This is a genomic window from Paenibacillus sp. NPDC058177, assembly GCF_042883835.1.
GTDB classification, from domain to species: domain Bacteria; phylum Bacillota; class Bacilli; order Paenibacillales; family Paenibacillaceae; genus Paenibacillus_AQ; species Paenibacillus_AQ agri.
In genome coordinates, this window is sequence record NZ_JBHVVB010000011.1 from 101,469 (window position 1) to 121,501 (window position 20,033).

Below are 20,033 nucleotides of genomic sequence, written 5' to 3' on the forward strand. Positions count from 1 at the left end.
CCTGACAATTACACCAGGTTCAAGATTTTATCCTTCAAAACATTCTTCGGATTGACGCCGACCATTGTGTCGACCAGTTGTCCATCCTTGAACAACAACAGTGTCGGAATACTTCTCACGCCGAATTGAGAAGCCAATTCTGGTTCATTGTCCACATTCACTGTGGCAAGAGTTGCTTGACCGGACATTTCGCCTGCCAGCTCTTCAACGATTGGAAGCTGGATTTTACATGGCCCACACCAAGGGGCCCAAAAATCAACCAAAGTAACACCAGATTGAATTTCGTTTTGAAAAGATTGTTTAGTCAGTGCAGTTGCTCCCATAGGAATAGCCTCCTTGTGTATATGAATATAATATATTCAATTGAATAATTGAATTATAGACAAAAGAAAACTTTTCGTCAAGGGGTAATCTTTTTTCGATACAAATATATACATAGAAAAGAGCCCATCCTCAGATGGACTCTCTTTCTGACACCTGGCTAACAGGCACACGATCTTTATTTCAGACTCGACATACAACTCGCTACCAGCGTATCAAAATAATGAATATCGCCTAACGAGCGGGTCATTAATTGAGCCCCCTGCACAAAGGCAACCAAAATCTTCGCCTGCTCTTCAGTACTGGTCGAGAAATTAAAGACTCCCTCTTCTTGCCCTTGTGCCAGCACATCCTCAACCCAGCTTTCATTCGCACGGAAAAAAAGATTGAGCTCAGCACGTATCTCCTCAGGAAAAGAATGAAGCTCCGCAGCCATCATCGAACACAGACATAACTTGGCGTTATCCTCCAGTGTCTCCCGGTACAATCCAAAAAAGCCGGTAATCTTGCCTTGAGAATCAAGGTCTTGCTCCTTTACCGCCTGTAGCCGGTCCATAAAATCCTTGCGATACTGGAGTAGCACAGCCTGTACTAAGTCCTGTTTAGAAGGAAAATGGTAGTGAATGCTCGCTTTGCGAATGCCAACAGCCTCGGCAATATCCGCATAGCTGAAGCCGTTATATCCGCGCTCCTGCACCAGCTGCAGACCAATATCCATAATACTTTGCAGTGTGTTTTTTTTCGTATTCATACAAAAAATCTACCATTCAGTAAGTATGCTGTCAACTTCCTTCCTCTTCTCTCCAAAAAAGAAGGGCCAATCACGATGGCGATTGACCCTGACATAACATTTATCTCAGACGAGCCGTAACCCCTCCGTCGAGTGGCATGACGACACCCGTAATCCAGGCCGCTGAATCACTGGCCAAGAACAAAATAGCTTCCGCTACATCCAGCGGACTTCCGTTGCGTCCGATCGGATGGAACGCGTTGAAGCTTGGCAGTACTTTTGCCACCTCTTCTTCACTCATAAAGGTGTTATAGATCGGAGTTTCCACCACAGCTGGTGCTACCGCGTTCACCCGAATTTGATCCCCTGCCAATTCAATTGCCAGGTTGCGTGTCAGAGCGTGACGTCCTGCCATTGCAGCAGAGTACGCTGAAGACGGCGTAGCTTCTACAGCTTGAATCGCCCACATCGAGCCAGTGTTCACGATGGCACCGCCGCCTCTTTTCTTCAATTCAGGCACTACGGCTTGCGAAGGATAGAACGTTCCTTTAACAATCGTATCCAGATAAGATTGCAGATCGTCTGGCGTATGGTCCAAGAATGGAGTTGGATTAAATTTGCCGGTGTTGTTGACCAGCACATCAATACCGCCGAAGTTTTCAACGGCTGCTTTCACAAGATTGGCTGAGGTTTCAGGAAGGCTAATGTCGCCGGATACCGCCAGCACTCTTTTACCAGATGGATCGATTTCAAGGGCCGTTTGCTTCAAAACATCTTCGCGGCGGCCGTTAATGACAACATTTGCTCCTTCTTCAAAAAAACGCTTAGCTGTAGTCTTACCGATGCCTGTTCCTCCACCTGTAACGATAACTGTTTTATTTTCAAATTTCATTGGATTCACTCCTCAAGTTGATTAGTTAATTAGTGTTTCATCTATTCTTCAATGATCAATTCACTGTTCAGCCGAATCGCATTGGCTACATTCCAACGGTTGGGCGATGTGCGCGTCACGTTCTCATGAATTCGTTGCCATTGCTCAGGCGTTCCATTCCCAGCCACAGTCACTTTATACTGCAATTCTTCATATCCGGGCTTAATACTCTCATCCAGACCTAGAAAGCCGCGAAGATCCAGCGTGCCTTCTGTTTGAATTCGCAATTGCTCCAGTTGGACATTCTCCAGCGACGCTGCGGCCACATAACCAACAACCATACAAGCATTTAGCGCAGCCATGAGATACTCTTGCGGATTAGCTGCCAAATTCTCACCCAGCAGTTCAGCAGGTTCGTCAATTAAAATCTGAAAGTCCCTCTCCAGCGTTTGTTCCCCAAGCTTAAGCTGCTTAATGGAAGAACTGGACTGGGTTCCTTTCAACCAATCGGTGGTTACTTGAAATTGTGTCATGCCATTGCTCGGATCATCTGCAACGCTTCCTGCAAATTGCTTGAGCGCATCTACATCAATCCCGTTAATGAGCTGTCGGTTCGTACTCATTTTGTTGACATCACTCCTTTTTACCTACTAATAGGTAGTTAATGAATATAATGACCTTGTCTTTGATTCATTTTCTTACTTCTTAATTCTTATCTCTACTTCGTATTCCCAATGTCGAGCAATGTGCGGATCACCGAAGTACACGTTTATATTACCTACTAGAAGGTAGAATGTCAAGATGGGATTGTTTTCTATTCTTTTCACTCTTCAAATCGTATTAAAAAAACTCCTACCAGAGAAAGCTCTCTAGTAGAAGTTATGTTGTTTAACTCTAATCCTCAATAAAATGTTAGCAACAGCTAGTCTTAGGTCCACAGCAGCCCTCATTGATGCGTGATCCCGGCAGTATCGAGAATCCGTCTTTATTCATCTTATGTTGCTGCTCACCACCGTGCTCCTCGTTGGATTGCCAAGGCAATACAACATAGTGGCTACCCGAGATTTCTTCCACTCGCTGGATCCAAGTTCGCTCACTTGCTGCGCGTTGCTGTAGAATGGCATCTTTGGTTCCGGTAAGGGCCATGCTTTGGTTAATCAACCACCACTTGGGATAAATCCCCGCTCGTCTTAGATCAGCCGTGAGTCTTTCCGCTTCGAACACCGGCGTAACTTCTGCATGGGTGACGATGATGACTGCCGTCTCCTCTTCGTTTCTCAAGCGTGGCAATAATTGTTTCACAGATGGCGGTACTTCCCCGGAAGCGTTCGCAATTTCCTTATGATACGATTCTGTCGCATCGAGCAGTAACAGCGTATGACCGGAGGGCGCCGTATCAATCACTACGATTTCGTTATCTGCTCTATCCACCAGATCAGCAAACGCACGAAACACTGCAATTTCTTCTGTACACGGAGAATTTAATTCTTCCTCGGCATAAGCAATGCTGTGTTCGTCCATAGTTTCTCGCGCTTTATCCAGGACTTCTTGACGATACTTCTCCACTTCAACTTTTTGATCAATTTTGCTCATGCTGAGTAGGCCTTTAATGTTGTCGTGCATGATTTGGTCTAGCTGTGTTGCAGGATCTGTCGTCGTAAGATGTACCTTTAGACCGCGTGCTGCCAAACCAACAGCGATAGCGTTCGCAATCGTGGTTTTCCCGACGCCACCTTTTCCCATTGTAAAAATAACACGTTGACCCTTAGCTTCAATGTCGTCTAAAATTGCGGCTAGCCCTGAAACCTTTAATTCTGCCATATTCATTTCAGGATTAGGAACATTTTGCTCATCAGCGAATAAACGACGAACATTGGCGACCCCGGCCACATTAAACGACACCAATGGTACGGCATAGGTTGGCAGAGATTGCAGTAAAGTAGATTGTTGAGCTAGTGCGTCTTGTTGCCGCTTCGTATAAGCTGCCGCTGTGTTATCACCAGCTAGTGGCTTCATTAATAGCCCGTTGACAATAAGTATTTGATTCTTGATTCCTGTCTCCGCCAATTCCTGGGACGCACGTGCAGCTTCTTTCAGCGGTGCGTGATCCGGCCGTGTTACAAGCACAAGAGACGTTTGCCGTGGATCGCTGAGCACATCAACTGTTTGCTTATACACTTCTTTACGCTTATCCAATCCGGCTAGCAAGCCCCCCTGAGTTGTACCTTCCTTACTGTTGTGCAGAAATTCATTCCAGGCATTGGGGAGTTGCAGAAGACGCAAGGTATGTCCTGTTGGCGCTGTATCAAAAATAATATGATCAAACGATTCCGTTAACGCCTGATCGGTTAGCAAATGAGAAAATTCATTAAAAGAAGCAATCTCAACTGTACAAGATCCGGATAGCTGTTCTTCCATCTGATTAATCACTACCTCAGGTAGCTTACCGCGATAGGGTCCCACAACATCCTCACGATAACGGGACGCAGCCTCCTCCGGGTCCAGGTTAGTGACGAACAAATTAGGAACTTCCGGGATCGACTTATAGTTCATATCCAAATCCGTCTGAAAAACATCCTGTAAATTAGAGGCTGGATCGGTGCTGACTAACAGTACTCTTTTTCCCTGATCCGCTAAGGCTACTGCTGTCGCACATGCCGTTGAAGTTTTTCCTACGCCCCCTTTTCCTGTGAAAAATAAATAAGGTGTAACTTGGATTTGGCTCACATCAAATGAAGCTATCATATCGATTCTCCTTTGCCTTCAAGTCGTTCAAGGGACATTGTCGTCCACTCAGATAGTTCCTCATTAGTAGGTAATGAACGTGTCTTCACAACAACGCCATTGAGCAAAGTAACAGGCAAGCTGCTGGGATCACTTGCTAGTGCTTCCTTAACCGCCTCATTCTCTTCAAACTTCGTTGTATCACTCAGAAGGTTATATCCACTAACATCGAACCCTGCTTGAGATAACTGGCTAACGGCTACCGCAAAGCGAATCGATGCCCGTTTTTCTTCCGGGTTAGTGACACCTGTTGAGCAGCAGCCACCGGATTCGAACACTTCTATTTTGATCATTTAAAAAAGACCTCCAATTCATCAATTTTTTTTGATGTATTATTTAAAAATTTTACCCGCTTATCCTTTCGGCGGGTAAAAAATACAACAAACGTCGTCAGACAATAAATACTGCATGGCCTCTTCATTAATTCTGTAGTAATTCCAGCGGCCCTCTTTGCGGCATTTCAACAAATCTGCATCGAGCAACAATTTGAGATGATAAGATAGCTTAGATTGCGGCAGATCCACGATCGCTTCCAAATCACACACACATACCTCAGAACGCTTATTGATCTCATATAAAATCGACAAGCGCTTCTGATCTGCCAACGCTTTGAACTTTCGTTCATAGTTAGCAAACAGTAGCGAATGCTCCATGGTTATTCTCACCATCCAATACATCAATTTTTTTTGATGTATTCATCATATGCTACATAACTGGATAAGTCAAATCATAATACTCCATCGTATCAAGTTCATCCAATTCATAACCACAGTCCGGCAACCAAACTCCATATATATAGTTGTATGTATGTTTTAGATTATTTAGTGAACCCTTATGCGTGAAAACGGCATACTTTGAGCTTAGTATTGTTCTTTGGATCATTCCGGAAGGGACTGGTTTAAGATCGATCACCTCAATGCTTGCAATATAAGTAAAGTTACTTTCGTCCGTAATCTCTGGATAGTTTAACGAGAACAAATCATTTCCTGGCTAAATACAAGTCGATCGTATCATAAACATTTAACACATCACCAAATTTTATAATGGCTTCTTTAATCTCATCTTCAAACCTTTCTTTTGTAATGGATGGCATAGTTCTATGGTCTGAGTATGTATTCAATAATGCGATGTAGTCAGTCGAAGAAAAGCTTCTAGTTAAATGATATAGCTTAAACACAACATCTCTAAATCCATAAGCTTGAATAGTTTTGGATATGTTGTTATATCTTGCAGTGTCATGTTCTATAATCTTGGTATTAGAGGGTCTATATTTTTGATAGATGGCTTGAATATTCTGATGTAATTCATCATTTTCTCGTGCTACAAAGGGCCGGTTCCAAAATAATGCTAGTGTCCCATCGTTCTTTAATAACTTCGCGACTTTAGGATAGCTCACTTCTTCTGGAATCCAATGAAATGCAGTAGCTGAATAAATTAAATCTATGCTGTTATCGGGGCATTCAAACTCTTCAAATGTAGTATTGCATACCGTAAAATTTTCAAACTCTCGGAACTTTAATCTTGAATATTCTGCGAGGCCTGTTCCTAATTCAATTGCTGTTAATTCACAGCCTGTTTCCAAGAAAGGTCTTGTAGCCTGACCTGTGCCAATACCAATCTCAATTGCTTTGTTATCTTGTTCAATTTGAGCGTAGGCCATAATATCTTGGAATAACTTATCACAATAGGTGGGTCTCCACTTATCGTAGTTCTCCACATCCTCATTAAATGTAAGTCGCTTATCCGTAAATATCATCCTCCCGCTCACTCACTCACTTATATTCTTCATCATAATAATATCTCTGCCGTATTCTTCAGATTCAACTACATCGATTTTATGATACCCAAGCTTCTCATAGAAACTTTGTGCCGTTATACTACTAGGTAGTTTAAGCGATGTGATTCCAGTATTACGGGCAATTCCTTCAATGAAATTAATAAGTATCCGTCCAATGCCTAAATGATGATGGTCTTTATCAACAAAAAGCGTATAGATAGTATCCCTATCCAAACTAATAGTTCCGATAATCGTATTATTCATAACAGCCACAAACACTTTCCTACGCTCTGATAAACTGACGAGATACTCCGGCGTAAAAATACTATACATATTAGTAATGATCTTCTCGGGATAATCTTTACTGTTAACGTGTGCTAGATTGTCTCGAATAATGGTTGAGATTTTTTGACTATCCTCTTTAGTGAATTCTCTAATTTTAATTTTTTCATTCATGAAACCCACCCCTGTTTATTCTAATGGAACATAATGTTTCAATTCCGATTCAGTAATACCATTTCCTCTGCCTTCTTGTGTCAATCTATGACTAAACTGCAAAACTTCATTATGTGCAAAATATACATATTCAACATCTGGTTCATCTTTAAAAATGACTACCGCATAAAATGGCGGTAATTTTATTCCCCATACTCCTTTTACGGACGCTATTTCTTCTCTACTGTATTTCTTTTCTTCTATCAGATAGTTCGTTACTCTATTTGCATATACGATTTTGTTTACCTGAACGTAAGCAACAGGTGTTATTACTAATGCGGTTACTAGAATGCCTACTATGATTATTAGAATTTTTATTTTCGTCGTCATTACAATAATCCTCTCACCTTTCTCAATTTTTATTTTGAGATTTTCTTTTCTTGGGACTTCATAATTTAGCCACCTCATCTCCACAAAACAACCCAGCCTCAGATAACTCTTATCTTAAGCCGGGTCGTTTGTTGTCTCTATCGAGATTACTTTAATTTGTTCATCACGTCATTTAAGTTTCGTACTATTGAATGTCTGGGGCTAGTAATCCTATTATATAAATACTGCTTTATTTCCCGGCTCAATACCATAGAGTGAACACCAAGCTTCTCAGCTCCATCACAGTTTCTAATGTTATCATCAACAAATATAGCCTCAGATGGAGAGACTTCCAGCTCTTCAAGAGCAGCCTTGTACATTAACTCATGTGGTTTGCTGACCCCTTTTATTGAGGAAATAATAAAGGATGAAAAGTAATCCCTTAATCCGGCTTGTGTAAATACATTATCCAAAGATGGCCAAGCATCCGAAACAACAGCCAGCTTATAAGTTTTGCTCAACTCTGGTATTAATTCTAAGGCATCACTATAGAACTTGTACTTATCATAATTAAAAACTAAATCAGACGCGATAGCTTTGATCAGTTCCTCATCTAATCCTAACTGAGGCAATTCAGCTGCGAAAATTCTATAGAACTCAATGAAATGATGGAATTCTTCATCTTCATTTCTAATCAAGTTCTGCTTTGATATATATGTATTTGCTTTATGGAATGCCTTATTTCTACTCTGCTTGTCTATTGATCGGAATATCTTCTCATCGATAAAGTTTAAAAAGTTGGGGCTAATAAACCAATGCCCTGTAACAGGACCATTTAACACCTTACCTGAATCGAAAAGGATTGCTGTACTACCGGTATTAGAGGCTCGATAACTCATATTCTTATACCCTCTTCTCGAAAATATATAGGTCATCTTCTAACCTATCTTTGCTGAATCCGCATCCGGCAATTCCTTTCAAAGCTGGCTCGCCTAGAATTCTCATTTAATTGTTATGTTTTGCCGCCTTAGCCATGCCTTCAAGTCATTTCTATGAGTTTCTTTTTCTATGCCCTTAAAATCAAACCTGATCACACGCTGAGACCAGCTTTTCTTACTGGTTTCAAATTCTATGAAATATTTATTGATATTGGTATATTTTATTTCATTAGCTTCAAGAGACACACCATCAATTATCACGTTGCTATCTGTTATAACAATGCTGCGTTTTTTCCTAATCTCTTTTATCATCGATACTCCAGCGACACATATCAATGCTATTAATATTACTATGTAAATTTCTTTCCATTGCTCTAGATCCCAAATCTGATGAATTAATATTGAAAAAATACCCATCATACTAAAAAATGCTGCGTATTTAGCCCCTAAGTACGGCAAACTAATTTGATATTCATTGTTATTTATATAGTTTTTCATGCTGTTCCTCCTTGTGATGTTCGCTTTTAAGTGGTTACTGCCTAAATCAATCTTTCTTGCTTAGCTCATCATCAAGCTCTTGTAATCGCTTTTCAGTTTTTATAATCAAGAGTGTGAATGGTACAAAGATCAGTCCAGTAACAACAAGTGAAAGATATGTACCTTCGAATAGAAGGCTTAATATTAAGCCAATTAATGCATACGCCAGCCCATATCTGATCATTAATTCTGCACTGTATCTATTGGCTTCATCCCATAATAACTGACTTTTCATCGATCTCCTGGTTCTGTATCCATATAGTGAATTTATCGTTTTCGGAGGTTTTTTCTTCACAATGAGTCCGGTTACACAAGTGATTAGTCCTATTAGAAGAGTGATAATTAAACTAGCTATTTGACTATCGTTCATGAGTTCCCCCACTCTATTCAAGTTTTTAACTCACTTTTTGAAAATCAATTCAATTACCGGCGGTCCTGATTCTTGAGGATAAACATTTAAAGCTATTGATATCGTTATCACTATCAACATGATCCATATCATAAAATTTAAAAACGGTTTAAATTTCTTTTGAAGGATCATTCCAACTACTATTATGGATGTATTGATGACATAAATCGTTGGTAATGCCACAATCCTCCCTAAACCTGTATTTGGATAGAAATGAATTAATAATGATATCACTATAATGGTGGGCGAAATGCATAAGAGATATTGGATTAAGAATCTCACCATACTATTCTTATTTAATTTCTTAATTTCAATTAGGAAGATATCCATTAAATTTCTTAACCCTCTACTCAATTCTGTTCTCCTATCTCATTTCATATTAATTTTAGTTGGCTCTTACATGCTTAATGATGCTTATATTTGGGTTATCTTGTTTTAAAAGTACATCCAATAGTCCATCTGGAACCAACTTTATATCTTCTGAATCTGTTTTGAAAAAGTTCAAAGGTTTCCATTGAGCTTTATATTTAATATCTCCTTCTATACCCTCTATCTCATCAAGTTCATATAAAGTCTTTTCTTTCAATTTCGCTTCATAAATGAAATTCACTTCATGTCCCCTATCATCCTCAGTACCAAATATGTTTTCTATGACAGAAATTAATATAGGCTCTTCAATTTCTTGATTCAGTTCTTCCCTAATTTCTCTTATCAATGCTTGTTTGCTATTTTCACCAAACTCAATAGTCCCACCGATAGGTCGGTAGAAAGTTGTACTTATCCCAGGATAATTAATTACTTGAACTAAAATGTCCTCTTCTCTTCTAATGATCCCTAAGGAAACTGATCTAATCTTCATATGGGTATGGCCTCCAGTGATTAATGATATTTATGCACTCTCACTTTTCATCATTCGAACTCTCCTTCCGAAGTTTTAGAAAATATGAACAAAAATCGGTATATTTATATATTAATGAAAAATTAGTATTGATGCAAAACTGCCCGTTAGTCTAATCCATAATAGATCTATACTAATCACTAGAGAATTTTTAGTTTTTTAAACTATGTCGCTTTAAAGCATAGAATTAACTTTTTGAATAAATACTTTATTATCTTTTTAACAACAGCCGCTCCGGCTCTGCACGAGCTATTTATATTCAGTTTATAAAGCTATCTTATGCTGTTCAATGTTAACAAAAATATTGTCGAGCATTGGGGGAACGAACCTATGACGACTACCGAAACGAAGGACAGCGGAGGAATATAATTTTGAATCAATTTTCTGAGCTAGGCTAGCGAACGCCGGAATTGCTGGAAGAAGTGAAGAACTCGACAACTTTTTACTTTGACAAGCTGTGCCAAATGAAAATGCCATCGTGGACAAAAGGCAGGGTAGCGCTAGTCGGTGATGCTGGATATTGCGCCTCTCCAGCTGCTGGCATGGGTGGACCTCTGGCAATAGACGGGGCGGCAGCCTTGGCTGATGCGTTCCAAAAAAATCATGGGAATTTTGAACTTGCGCCCAGCCAGCAGTCCTTTGTCTGCTGCTCTTCTTTTCTCACCAAGGTTCCATTAACAGCTGGACAGAAAAACTCTGGGAATTTTCCGTCCCCCAACTCATACGAGCACTCGACCACTATAAATTGAGGTACCGGGTCCAGCCTCCCAAACAACAAAAAAAGCCTGATTCCTCAGGCCCCTGGTCATAATAACTATTTCGTTAGCTTGTTAGTTCTATTTCTTTATCTACATCTTTATTCGGAGAGTTCAATAGAACTATCCCTCCTACTATTAATAGTATACCAACGGGTGTGAATATACCAAATGGATCTCCCCATATTATTATACCAATAAATGCTGTTAACACTGTACCTACACCTGACCAAATAGCATAAGCTAGACTTAAGGGTAGTTCTTTGAGACTTAAAGATAAGTAATAAAATGCAATTCCAAAACCGATAATAAAACCTATAGAAGGGAATACATTAGTGAACCCTTCCGACAATTTTAACATGGTAGTACCCACGACCTCGCTAGAAATCGCTATACCTAATGCAATAAATCCTTTATGAGCTTTCATAATATCATCCCCAAATCCTAGTGAGACCCACCAGAGAGTTTCATAATCACTACGCCACCAATAATCAATAATAGACCTAGGAATTTTTTGAAATTAAAATTCTCTTTATAAATAACCACACCAAGTAATGCTGTCAACGCTGTACCTACCCCTGACCAAATTGCATACGCCGTACCTAGTGGAATTGTTCGAAGAGCTAAAGATAGACTGTAAAAAGCCACACCCATTCCAATAATTACGCCAATTGAAGGGAATACCCTTTTGAACCCGTTTGATAATTTAAGCATAGAACTACCAAATACTTCACTGATGATCGCTATACCCAGCAGAACAAAAGAAAAATCCAAAGATAGCAACCCCCTTACTTCGTCATATTTATCATTTCCTGAATAACTTTAGTACGTAATTCATCATCTAATACCCCTAGACCGTACATTTCAGAAAACCATAATCCATCCGCTGCCAATCTTATAATCGTTGAACGTACAGGATCTATTCCATCGTTTTCTATGTTTTTTTGCCATACTGAAAAATCCTCTTGAAATTTCTTAAGTATAGTTGGATTTGTAAAAAGGGCTGCATTAAGTGCTGTGCTCATCTCTTTTCCTCCCTTAGTATCGTTATCCACGCATGCAATATAAGCACGGCTAAACTTCCCTGCTTCAACCGATGCGCTCGTTACCTTTTCTTCAACATTGATAAAAAAATCATTCGTCAGTTCTTCCACCATGCTCTTAATTAAAGCTTCCTTGTTAGGGAAATGGTGTAGTAGCCCCCCTTTGCTAACTCCTGCTTCTCTGGCTACCGCCTCTAGTGTGAGCTTCTCGACTCCGTTATTCTTAACAACTAAGGAAGCTGCTAATAAAATACTTTTACGTTTTGAATTACTATTCACACTTCTCACCTCGAATATTACTATACCGTCTGGACGGTTTTATGTCAACTTTAAATATATTAACTCAAACCATTTAACTAAACAAAGAAAACAAAGAAGCCCTTTTCGTTCAGAGCTTCTTTGTTTATTGATGTCTATAGTTTGTAACTCAGCGATTCAGTTAAGCAGGATTATATACTCCAAACCCTGCAGGAAGAACTCTTATAGCGTAGTCTACACGATCAACTTTCCAAACTCCACCGGTATATACCAATTGTGCTATCCGATCTTCAATATATTGGTCTTCTGCAGCCAAACCGTTGCCTATAATGATAGATTGCGATAACGTCGCTTTCGTTCTACTCGTATATTCTAACGAAGTAATAGGTGCTTCATACTTAGTTGAGTGCTCTAGATTATTTTGGCTTATCGACCTAATTAAATATTCCGTAAAATAAGGTTTAAAGAGGGCTGTTAAATTCTTAATGGAATATAGAATTACTACATCGTTCAATTTTTGAGACAATAGTGTCAGACGTGCGTCCGTGATTTGCTGTGACGAAGGAACTGATATAGACGACGGCTCCATATTCACCACAATCCTCTTCCCATCCACTGCAATCGTTGCTTGCTTGGACTGCTGATTTCATGCGACTGCTGCACCCAATGATTGACTCACAAATTTCAACAGAACATAGGTCGTTCCTTAAATCACCTGAACTGGAGCATCCATTTCAATGTGTTTAACAGTATTCTGATCAATGGGAAGAGGAAATAGTAGCGCTCGTTTGAAATTAGCAGCGAGAAATATCCTGGAATCACCATGATCCATTGACACCAATTTATCATTCTGGAACCATCCCACACTTGCTCCTAAATGCTGAGATACGACACGCAACGGAATCAACACCCGATTGTTCAGCAGCTTACCGCTGGTCACTATTTCTCCTTCATTAACGACAAAACTCAGAGCAGAGAGCGCAGGGAATATTAGCAAAGCCGATGCACGAGCACTAGAGTTAGCTTTTTTATCATATTTTTCGCCCTATTAGAATTCATAGTGTGCATTTCACTTATCTCATTACCCTTAGACGTGCTTTCACAAGATATAGTTACCATAATATCTCATTGATTATTCGCTTTATTTTAACAATTATTCAAAAAAACAACCAATCTGTATGAGAGCAAAGCTGTTTTCAATACATTATTTTTCTAATCTATCGCGCCAAAGATCGGGTTCAACATTTCTTACCAGACTCAGATGCAGCTATTCACTCCATTCCAGTCCAAATTACAAATTCAGGCCAATAAAAGCAATACTGTTTCAGAGTTATCCACATTATTTGTAGTGTATAATTTCCTAAACAACAATAAAAAAGCCGCTCAAAAATATGAGCGACTCCGCAGTAAAAATGATTATAAACAATAATTACAATCTATTTTGTTAAGATAAATACATTATTTTTAAGTTACACATATTAATGTCTAGTAACTAACTTTAATGTCATTCTACACTCTTCTACAAAATCCCTATCCCTTACTCCACCGTAACACTCTTCGCCAAATTCCGTGGTTTATCCACATCGTGGCCCAGGGCCAGCGATGCGTAGTAAGCCAGCAATTGCAGGGATACTACGGACAGAGCTGGTGTCAGCAGCGGCAGGGTTTGTGGAATAACGAACGCCTGGTCAACGGACTTCAGCAGGTCGGTGACATGCTCTTGGTGGGTGATTGCCAGCACGTCTGCGCCGCGGGCTTTCACTTCCTTGATGTTGCTGACGGTCTTCTCAAGCACGCTCTCTTGAGTAGCCAGAGCGATAACTGGAACGCCATCTTCGATCAGCGCCAGAGTACCATGCTTCAATTCACCTGCAGCGTAAGCTTCAGAGTGAATGTAGGAGATCTCTTTCAACTTCAGCGAGCCTTCTTGAGCGACTGCGTAATCCACGCCGCGGCCGATGAAGAAGAGGTGCTTGTGCTCGGAGATTTGCTCCGCATAGTTCTTGATGGCTTCTTTTTGAGCCAGAATTTCTTCTACTTGCTCCGGCAAAGAATCCATTGCTGCCAGGATTTCTTTCACTTGTGCTTCGGACTGTGTACCGCGAACTTCTGCCAGGTACAGACCCAGCAAAGTGAATGCGATCAGCTGCGAAGTGTAGGCTTTGGTAGAAGCAACTGCGATTTCCGGTCCAGCCAGGGTAACCAATACACTGTCAGCTTCACGGGCGATGGAACTGCCCACCACGTTAGTAATGGCCAGTACATGCGCACCATTCGCATGGCCTTCACGCAGTGCTGCCAAGGTGTCAGCAGTCTCACCAGATTGGCTGACTACGATAACCAGCGTATCTGGGTTTACGATCGGAGCACGGTAGCGATATTCCGAAGCGATATCATTTTCCACTGGAATGCGCACCAGGGTTTCAATCAGGTTACGTCCAACGAGACCTGCATTGTACGCAGTACCGCAAGCGACGATTTGAACGTTACGAATGTTCTTGATTTGTTCTTCGGTCAAGTTCAGCTCAGGCAGAATCACTTTAGTGCCTTCAGCATTAATGCGACCGCGCATAGTGTCACGGTAAGCCTTAGGCTGCTCGTGGATTTCTTTCAACATGAAGTGCTCAAATCCGCCTTTTTCTGCGGTTACAGCATCCCAATCGACAGTAATCATTTCCCGAGAAATAAAGTTACCTTCAATCGTCATCAATTCGACAGCATCCCGTGTCAATACAGCCATTTCGCCGTCGTTCAAAATATATACGTTACGAGTGTATTCCAGCAGTGCCGGAATGTCAGACCCGATAAAGTTTTCGCCTTCTCCAAGACCGATAATGAGCGGGCTGGCTTGACGCACAGCAACCAATTTATCCGGTTCATACTCTGTCAGAACTCCCAGTGCAAAAGCACCACGCATAAAGGTAATCGCTTTTTGTACAGCCTTCACGATATCCCCGTTATACTCGCGGGCAATCAGGTGGGAAATAACTTCTGTATCTGTCTCGGAAGTGAACTGGGCGCCTCCGGCGATCAGCTCTTCTTTCAGCTCCAGGTAGTTCTCAACAATCCCGTTGTGCACTACGGAGAATTTGTGGCTATTGTCCGTGTGTGGGTGGGAATTCTCGTCAGAAGGTTTACCGTGAGTAGCCCAGCGAGTGTGCCCGATGCCAGCACTTCCTGCCAGTGGACTGGTTTCCAGCTTGGATTGCAAGTTCGCCAAACGGCCTTTTGCCTTAACTACTTGCAGACCTTCCTGGGTGAACACAGCGATTCCCGCGGAATCATATCCACGATACTCCAGCTTCTTCAAACCCTCGACCAAGATTCCTTGCGAATTCTGATTACCAATATATCCTACAATACCACACATTATATTTTCCTCCGTCCAAGTTATCGTAATGTGGGCGGCAATAGGAAAGAAACGTGCCGTGCGGCATGTTGATGAGAGTTAGCCAATATTCTGTTGTAATTCAGGCGCAACAAAATAAACTTTCACTACTTCACAAAATCATGAAATGTACAGCTTTCCCCTCTGCCGTGGCAGAACTATAGTGTTTCCCTCTGCTTGCGCACACCCATGAATTATTAATTTTATGCACCCATGAAAGCGTTGTGTGTAAGGTCGCCCTTGCATTTTCCGCTTGCATTCACGGCTCTGGTGCATCACCGGGAGGTCCCCGCCGAACATTTCGAACACCTCCACCTCGTCAGCTTACGTCTGCCGTGATCCGTTCAAGCTAATTAATCCTCAGCTTTCCCTTCTCCCCCGCACAAGACCAAGCTCTGGCGCTTGTTATTGCTGATACCTCACGATCCTCGCTTTCCTTCTTGAATGAATGACACTTTATCTATTATATGCACCTTGTCGTACTTTGGCAATGCTGCTGACAATGTTTTCTTTCTGAAACAATGACATCTTAATTTGAAAAATAATTGAAGAACGTTAAACCGGTGCAGCGGTTCGCCCACCGGTTCACCGTTCATTACGCTTAGTAATTACACCAGTTCACGTTGAACAACTTCTACAATCTGTCCTACATACCGATCCAGTTCATCCTTGTCCGGACCTTCTGCCATTACACGGATAAGCGGTTCTGTACCCGATGGACGCACAAGTACACGGCCGTTGCTGCCCAGTTTGGCCTCAACTTCACCAATAGCCGCTTCAATCGCCGGATTATCCGGATAGTTGGTCTTATCCTGCACACGCACATTCACTAGCACCTGCGGATATTTAGTCATCATGGATTTCAGTTGATTCAGCTTCTGACCCGAAGCCTTCAATGTATCCACCAATTGGATCGCTGTGAGAATACCGTCACCAGTTGTATTGTAGTCCAGGAAAATCACGTGGCCGGATTGCTCGCCGCCCAGATTGAAGCCGCCCCGGCGCATTTCTTCCATCACATAACGGTCGCCTACTGCAGTTTTAGCTGTGTTGAGGGACAATTGCTCAGTCGCCTTATAGAAACCAATGTTACTCATCACTGTGGACACGATAGTGCCATCTTTAAGCTTACCTGCACGGTTCATTGCATCGCCGCAGATACACAGAATGAAGTCACCGTCTACTTCCTCACCTGTATTATCAATGGCAATCAGGCGGTCAGCATCTCCGTCAAAAGCAAGTCCCAAATCTGCGCCATGCTTCATCACTTCTTCACGTAATTTCTCCGGATGGGTAGAACCGTATCCGTCATTGATATTCAGCCCGTCCGGCTCTGCTCCGATAGCGATAACTTCAGCGCCCAGCTCGCGGAACAATCTTGGAGCCAGCTCGTATGCCGCGCCATGTGCGCAGTCCAGCACGATTTTAATGCCTTTGAAATCCTGGGAAATGGTTGTTTTCAAGTATTCCAAATAAAGATATTTGGAATCATGATCGATAGTCACTTTACCTAGACCGGAGCCTACAGGGCGCGGCAGCTCGTCTTTTTCCGCATCCATCAATTCTTCGATCTGCAGCTCAGTCTCATCTGTAAGCTTGAAGCCGTCGCCGCCAAAAAACTTGATTCCGTTATCCTCTACCGGATTGTGTGAAGCAGAGATCATAACCCCTGCGTCAGCCTTAAGCAGACGCGTAATATACGCTACCGCCGGTGTGCTAACGACACCCAGTCGGATGACTTCCGCCCCAATGGATAGCATGCCTGCTACCAGTGCGGATTCCAGCATCGGACCGGAAATCCGTGTATCCATACCAATAACAACCTTCGGTTTCTCCACATTTCCTGTTAGTACATATCCACCGCAGCGGCCAATGCTATAAGCCATTTCTGCTGTCAATTCGCGGTTCGCTACACCGCGAACACCGTCAGTTCCAAAATACTTCCCCATGTCTTTTCTCCTTTGATTATGCTGCTATAGCTTAATGTATAATGTATGCTTAAACTGTCTCGGGTGTCATCAAGAAACACCTGTATAGACATCTTGTTCCCTTAAAAGTTAGGTTCCGCCTGTGCCCGTGGCCTCTCCATTGCTCCCGGTACCTGCGTTCCCGTTGGTTGAACCACTATTTTCAGAATGCTGTTCTGTAGGAGTCGGCGTCGGCGTTCCAACTGTATCTCCACTATGTGTAGGCTGGTCCACCGGGTCCTTGCCCTCCCCTATAACTGGCTCAGCGCTTGGCTCAGGCGTATTCTCGCTCGCCCCTGTGCTCGAGTTCTGTGAAGGCTCTGTGGACACTTCTGGTGTCGAGGAGTCCTGCAACTGTACAGTCGCTTTAAGCTGCTGACCTGCCGGTTGCTTTAGGGCAATGAACTTGGGCAGAGAAACCTGAAGGGTGACATCATGCGTACCGGCTGTTAAATTGCTAACGTCAGCAACAATGCTGATCTTGTCCACACTCAGCTGACTCAGAAGATCAGGCGCCCCCGATACTGTTAACGAAAGGGTCTGGTCTGCTGGATCTGTTATGATCGCCTTCAACCCGGCAGCGGCACCCTCCAGCTTGATGGGTACCCCTTCAAGGGTACGCTCCGCATTCTCGGAGGTCGTCACTGTCACATTGACCTTGCCCGGCTCGATTTTATCGATACCAGTTGGTGGTACCAGGTCCACTTTGAGCTGCTCCGTGCCGGCCGATTTAATCTGGCTAAGATTGACGGTCGCCTCGTAGGCTGTCAATGTTGCCAACGCTTCTTTCTGACCATATACGGTTACCGAAGTCTGATCCGCCTTCACCTGAGACAACACCAGTGAATCGGGCAGTTGACCGGTATAGCCGATCTCCAGCGGTACGTTTTTGAACGGAAGGGTAATTGGAATTTCTACCGAGACGTAGGCTGGCTTGATCACCGCATCCTTGATTTCATTCCCGTTGCTGTCATAGGCGAACAGCTTCATTCGCTTCTCCTTGAAGGTCTCACTATCACCATCAAGCTCAACGGTCCCCTGCACCTTGGCAACCTTGCTCAGCTCACTGGCAGCGAGAGTGACCTCTGCTTCCCCTGTTGGCTGAATCACCGGTGTGCCGAGTTGATAGCCCTGGGCGGGCGTTCCTTTAGTCAATAGTGTAATTGGAAAAGCCTTCGTATTGCGCAGCTCCACGTGCACATTCACTTCATCCGGCGTCAAGGATTCTAGAGTCACACCATTCGGAAGTGAATAGGACAAGGAGAGTCTGTTATTTCCCGGCTTCACCTTGCTAAGATCAACGCTTACCTTGTAAGAATCGGAGAACCTATAATTCAGATCCGACTTTTTTCCCCGGACCTCCATTCTCACACTATCGACATCCAAAGGTTCCATCACATATTTGTCCTCATCAAAACCGGTCACTTCGATCTTCACATTCTCAATAGTCTTCGTATCCATACGTGAAGTTGTCTGGGAGACGGGAGCCGTATCGGCATGAACCATAGCCCACAGGATAATCCCCAGCGCCAGCGCCAGAATCTTGTTGAAGTTATTGTTGTTCATCCATTTATTCATCACGCTTGTCCCCCTTCCGTTTCCAGAAAGCAGAACCCTTCTCCTTGAGCGGAGAACTCGCGCTTAGTTCTTGATACAGCTTGGAAATTAGCGATTCTTCCTTGATATCCCTCACAATCTGACCATTGATCGCCAGAGAAATCTGTCCCGTCTCTTCCGACACCACAACCGACACAGAATCTGCCACTTCACTGATCCCGATCGCCGCCCGGTGACGCGTCCCTAACTCTTTGCTAATAAACGGATTCTCGGACAGTGGCAAGTAACAGGCAGCAGCCGCAATCTGATTACCCTGCATAATGAGCGCCCCATCATGCAGTGGAGTATTGGGGATGAAAATATTGATCAGCAGCTCCGAACTGACCGCCGATCGCATAGCTATGCCCGATTCCGTGTATTCGTTAAGGCCGGTGGCTCGTTCGAACACGATTAAGGCCCCAATTTTTCTATGAGATAGGTAATTCACGGCTTTAATGACTTCTCCGACCAGCTTGCCGACTTCTTCATCGTTCTCCGCACCACGTCCGAAGAACTTCCCTCGCCCAAGCTGCTCGAGACCACGCCTCAGCTCCGGCTGGAAAATAATGAAGATGGCAAACACCCCAAACGTATAAATCTGATTCATCAGCCACTTCAGCGTATACAAATCAAGGATCGTGGCGAATGCCCAAATGAGCACAAGCACCAGAATCCCTTTTAACAACTGAACCGCCCTTGTACCCCGGACCATATTCAGCACTTTGTAGATGATATAGCTGACAATCAGAACATCTATAATATCTTTAAAGGACTCTTTCCAGGTAAGGTCCATGAAATAGCTCATTGCTCAAACCCCCATCAATTCTAATTAGCTGGGTTTATTTATGTAAATGGCTAAACAGTGCCATAATATATCTAGGTTATAACGTTCACGCCCAGGTTGCAAGTTTAGCCCCCCTCACAAATTAAGGATGCGGCAAAAAGGCAACAAAAAAG

At 42.7% G+C, this 20,033-nt stretch carries 25 protein-coding genes; 1 reads left to right on the forward strand and 24 read right to left on the reverse strand.

All coding sequences use genetic code 11. The features are described from left to right. Positions 1-8 precede the first annotated feature (8 nt). The 15 genes from trxA to ACFVU8_RS28560 form a co-directional block, all read right to left on the reverse strand. Positions 9-323, reverse strand: a complete 315-nt coding sequence (gene trxA / locus ACFVU8_RS28490) for a thioredoxin (RefSeq protein ID WP_175371780.1) — start codon at positions 321-323, stop codon at positions 9-11. Between the two features lie 176 nt (positions 324-499). Further along, positions 500-1,072, reverse strand: a complete 573-nt coding sequence (locus ACFVU8_RS28495) for a TetR/AcrR family transcriptional regulator (protein ID WP_387431957.1) — start codon at positions 1,070-1,072, stop codon at positions 500-502. A gap of 100 nt (positions 1,073-1,172) precedes the next feature. Next, positions 1,173-1,943 (reverse strand): SDR family NAD(P)-dependent oxidoreductase, encoded by a 771-nt coding sequence (locus tag ACFVU8_RS28500; RefSeq protein ID WP_387431959.1) that lies wholly within the window; start codon positions 1,941-1,943, stop codon positions 1,173-1,175. A 41-nt stretch (positions 1,944-1,984) separates the two neighbouring features. Then, positions 1,985-2,545: an OsmC family protein gene (locus ACFVU8_RS28505; protein WP_387431961.1), complete on the reverse strand. Its 561-nt coding sequence runs from the start codon at positions 2,543-2,545 to the stop codon at positions 1,985-1,987. A gap of 289 nt (positions 2,546-2,834) precedes the next feature. Next, positions 2,835-4,667 (reverse strand): arsenical pump-driving ATPase, encoded by a 1,833-nt coding sequence (arsA, locus tag ACFVU8_RS28510; RefSeq protein ID WP_387431964.1) that lies wholly within the window; start codon positions 4,665-4,667, stop codon positions 2,835-2,837. Next, entirely contained in the window at positions 4,664-4,999 is a 336-nt protein-coding gene (locus ACFVU8_RS28515; RefSeq protein ID WP_379468984.1) for an arsenic metallochaperone ArsD family protein, read from the reverse strand. Before ACFVU8_RS28515 ends, arsA begins: the two co-directional genes overlap by 4 nt. A 60-nt stretch (positions 5,000-5,059) precedes the next feature. After that, positions 5,060-5,359, reverse strand: coding sequence for an ArsR/SmtB family transcription factor (locus ACFVU8_RS28520; RefSeq protein WP_246317058.1), 300 nt, complete (start codon positions 5,357-5,359; stop codon positions 5,060-5,062). Positions 5,360-5,411: 52 nt separating this feature from the next. After that, a complete protein-coding gene (locus ACFVU8_RS28525; RefSeq protein ID WP_387431966.1) occupies positions 5,412-5,684 on the reverse strand; it encodes a GyrI-like domain-containing protein in 273 nt (90 codons plus the stop codon). Between the two features lies 1 nt (position 5,685). Beyond that, complete coding sequence (locus ACFVU8_RS28530; RefSeq protein WP_387431969.1) at positions 5,686-6,462, reverse strand: class I SAM-dependent methyltransferase; 777 nt, start codon at positions 6,460-6,462, stop codon at positions 5,686-5,688. 12 nt (positions 6,463-6,474) lie between these two features. Further along, positions 6,475-6,939: a GNAT family N-acetyltransferase gene (locus ACFVU8_RS28535; protein ID WP_387431970.1), complete on the reverse strand. Its 465-nt coding sequence runs from the start codon at positions 6,937-6,939 to the stop codon at positions 6,475-6,477. Positions 6,940-6,954: 15 nt separating this feature from the next. Then, on the reverse strand, positions 6,955-7,308 hold the full coding sequence (locus tag ACFVU8_RS28540; protein ID WP_387431973.1) for a DUF3139 domain-containing protein: 354 nt from the start codon (positions 7,306-7,308) through the stop codon (positions 6,955-6,957). Between the two features lie 146 nt (positions 7,309-7,454). Further along, complete coding sequence (locus tag ACFVU8_RS28545) at positions 7,455-8,186, reverse strand: HAD-IA family hydrolase (RefSeq protein WP_387431975.1); 732 nt, start codon at positions 8,184-8,186, stop codon at positions 7,455-7,457. A 102-nt stretch (positions 8,187-8,288) separates the two neighbouring features. Next, entirely contained in the window at positions 8,289-8,723 is a 435-nt protein-coding gene (locus tag ACFVU8_RS28550) for a hypothetical protein (protein WP_387431978.1), read from the reverse strand. Between the two features lie 46 nt (positions 8,724-8,769). After that, complete coding sequence (locus tag ACFVU8_RS28555; protein WP_387431979.1) at positions 8,770-9,132, reverse strand: SdpI family protein; 363 nt, start codon at positions 9,130-9,132, stop codon at positions 8,770-8,772. Between the two features lie 424 nt (positions 9,133-9,556). Beyond that, positions 9,557-10,030 carry an NUDIX hydrolase gene (locus ACFVU8_RS28560; protein WP_387431982.1) on the reverse strand — a complete coding sequence of 158 codons (474 nt, stop codon included), beginning with the start codon at positions 10,028-10,030 and terminating at the stop codon, positions 9,557-9,559. A 509-nt stretch (positions 10,031-10,539) separates the two neighbouring features. Between ACFVU8_RS28560 and ACFVU8_RS28565 the strand changes: the two genes are divergently transcribed. Further along, positions 10,540-10,818, forward strand: a complete 279-nt coding sequence (locus tag ACFVU8_RS28565) for an FAD-dependent oxidoreductase (RefSeq protein ID WP_387432023.1) — start codon at positions 10,540-10,542, stop codon at positions 10,816-10,818. Positions 10,819-10,891: 73 nt separating this feature from the next. Here the strand turns inward: ACFVU8_RS28565 and ACFVU8_RS28570 are convergent, their stop codons facing one another. The 9 genes from ACFVU8_RS28570 to cdaA form a co-directional block, all read right to left on the reverse strand. Further along, positions 10,892-11,251, reverse strand: a complete 360-nt coding sequence (locus ACFVU8_RS28570; protein WP_387431984.1) for a DMT family transporter — start codon at positions 11,249-11,251, stop codon at positions 10,892-10,894. A 17-nt stretch (positions 11,252-11,268) separates the two neighbouring features. Then, the gene (locus ACFVU8_RS28575) at positions 11,269-11,598 is read right to left on the reverse strand and encodes a DMT family transporter (RefSeq protein WP_387431987.1); all 330 of its coding nucleotides are present in this window, start codon (positions 11,596-11,598) and stop codon (positions 11,269-11,271) included. A 14-nt stretch (positions 11,599-11,612) separates the two neighbouring features. Then, on the reverse strand, positions 11,613-12,146 hold the full coding sequence (locus ACFVU8_RS28580) for a TetR/AcrR family transcriptional regulator (protein WP_387431990.1): 534 nt from the start codon (positions 12,144-12,146) through the stop codon (positions 11,613-11,615). Positions 12,147-12,306: 160 nt separating this feature from the next. Continuing rightward, positions 12,307-12,720, reverse strand: a complete 414-nt coding sequence (locus ACFVU8_RS28585) for a hypothetical protein (RefSeq protein ID WP_387431991.1) — start codon at positions 12,718-12,720, stop codon at positions 12,307-12,309. A 111-nt stretch (positions 12,721-12,831) separates the two neighbouring features. Then, complete coding sequence (locus ACFVU8_RS28590) at positions 12,832-13,065, reverse strand: stalk domain-containing protein (RefSeq protein WP_387431994.1); 234 nt, start codon at positions 13,063-13,065, stop codon at positions 12,832-12,834. Between the two features lie 597 nt (positions 13,066-13,662). Further along, complete coding sequence (gene glmS, locus ACFVU8_RS28595; protein WP_175371805.1) at positions 13,663-15,495, reverse strand: glutamine--fructose-6-phosphate transaminase (isomerizing); 1,833 nt, start codon at positions 15,493-15,495, stop codon at positions 13,663-13,665. Between the two features lie 626 nt (positions 15,496-16,121). Further along, entirely contained in the window at positions 16,122-17,462 is a 1,341-nt protein-coding gene (gene glmM, locus ACFVU8_RS28600; RefSeq protein WP_387431996.1) for a phosphoglucosamine mutase, read from the reverse strand. A 108-nt stretch (positions 17,463-17,570) separates the two neighbouring features. After that, positions 17,571-19,058 (reverse strand): CdaR family protein, encoded by a 1,488-nt coding sequence (locus tag ACFVU8_RS28605; protein WP_387431999.1) that lies wholly within the window; start codon positions 19,056-19,058, stop codon positions 17,571-17,573. After that, on the reverse strand, positions 19,051-19,881 hold the full coding sequence (gene cdaA, locus ACFVU8_RS28610; protein WP_175371808.1) for a diadenylate cyclase CdaA: 831 nt from the start codon (positions 19,879-19,881) through the stop codon (positions 19,051-19,053). The genes ACFVU8_RS28605 and cdaA overlap by 8 nt, the downstream gene beginning before the upstream one ends. Positions 19,882-20,033 lie beyond the last annotated feature (152 nt).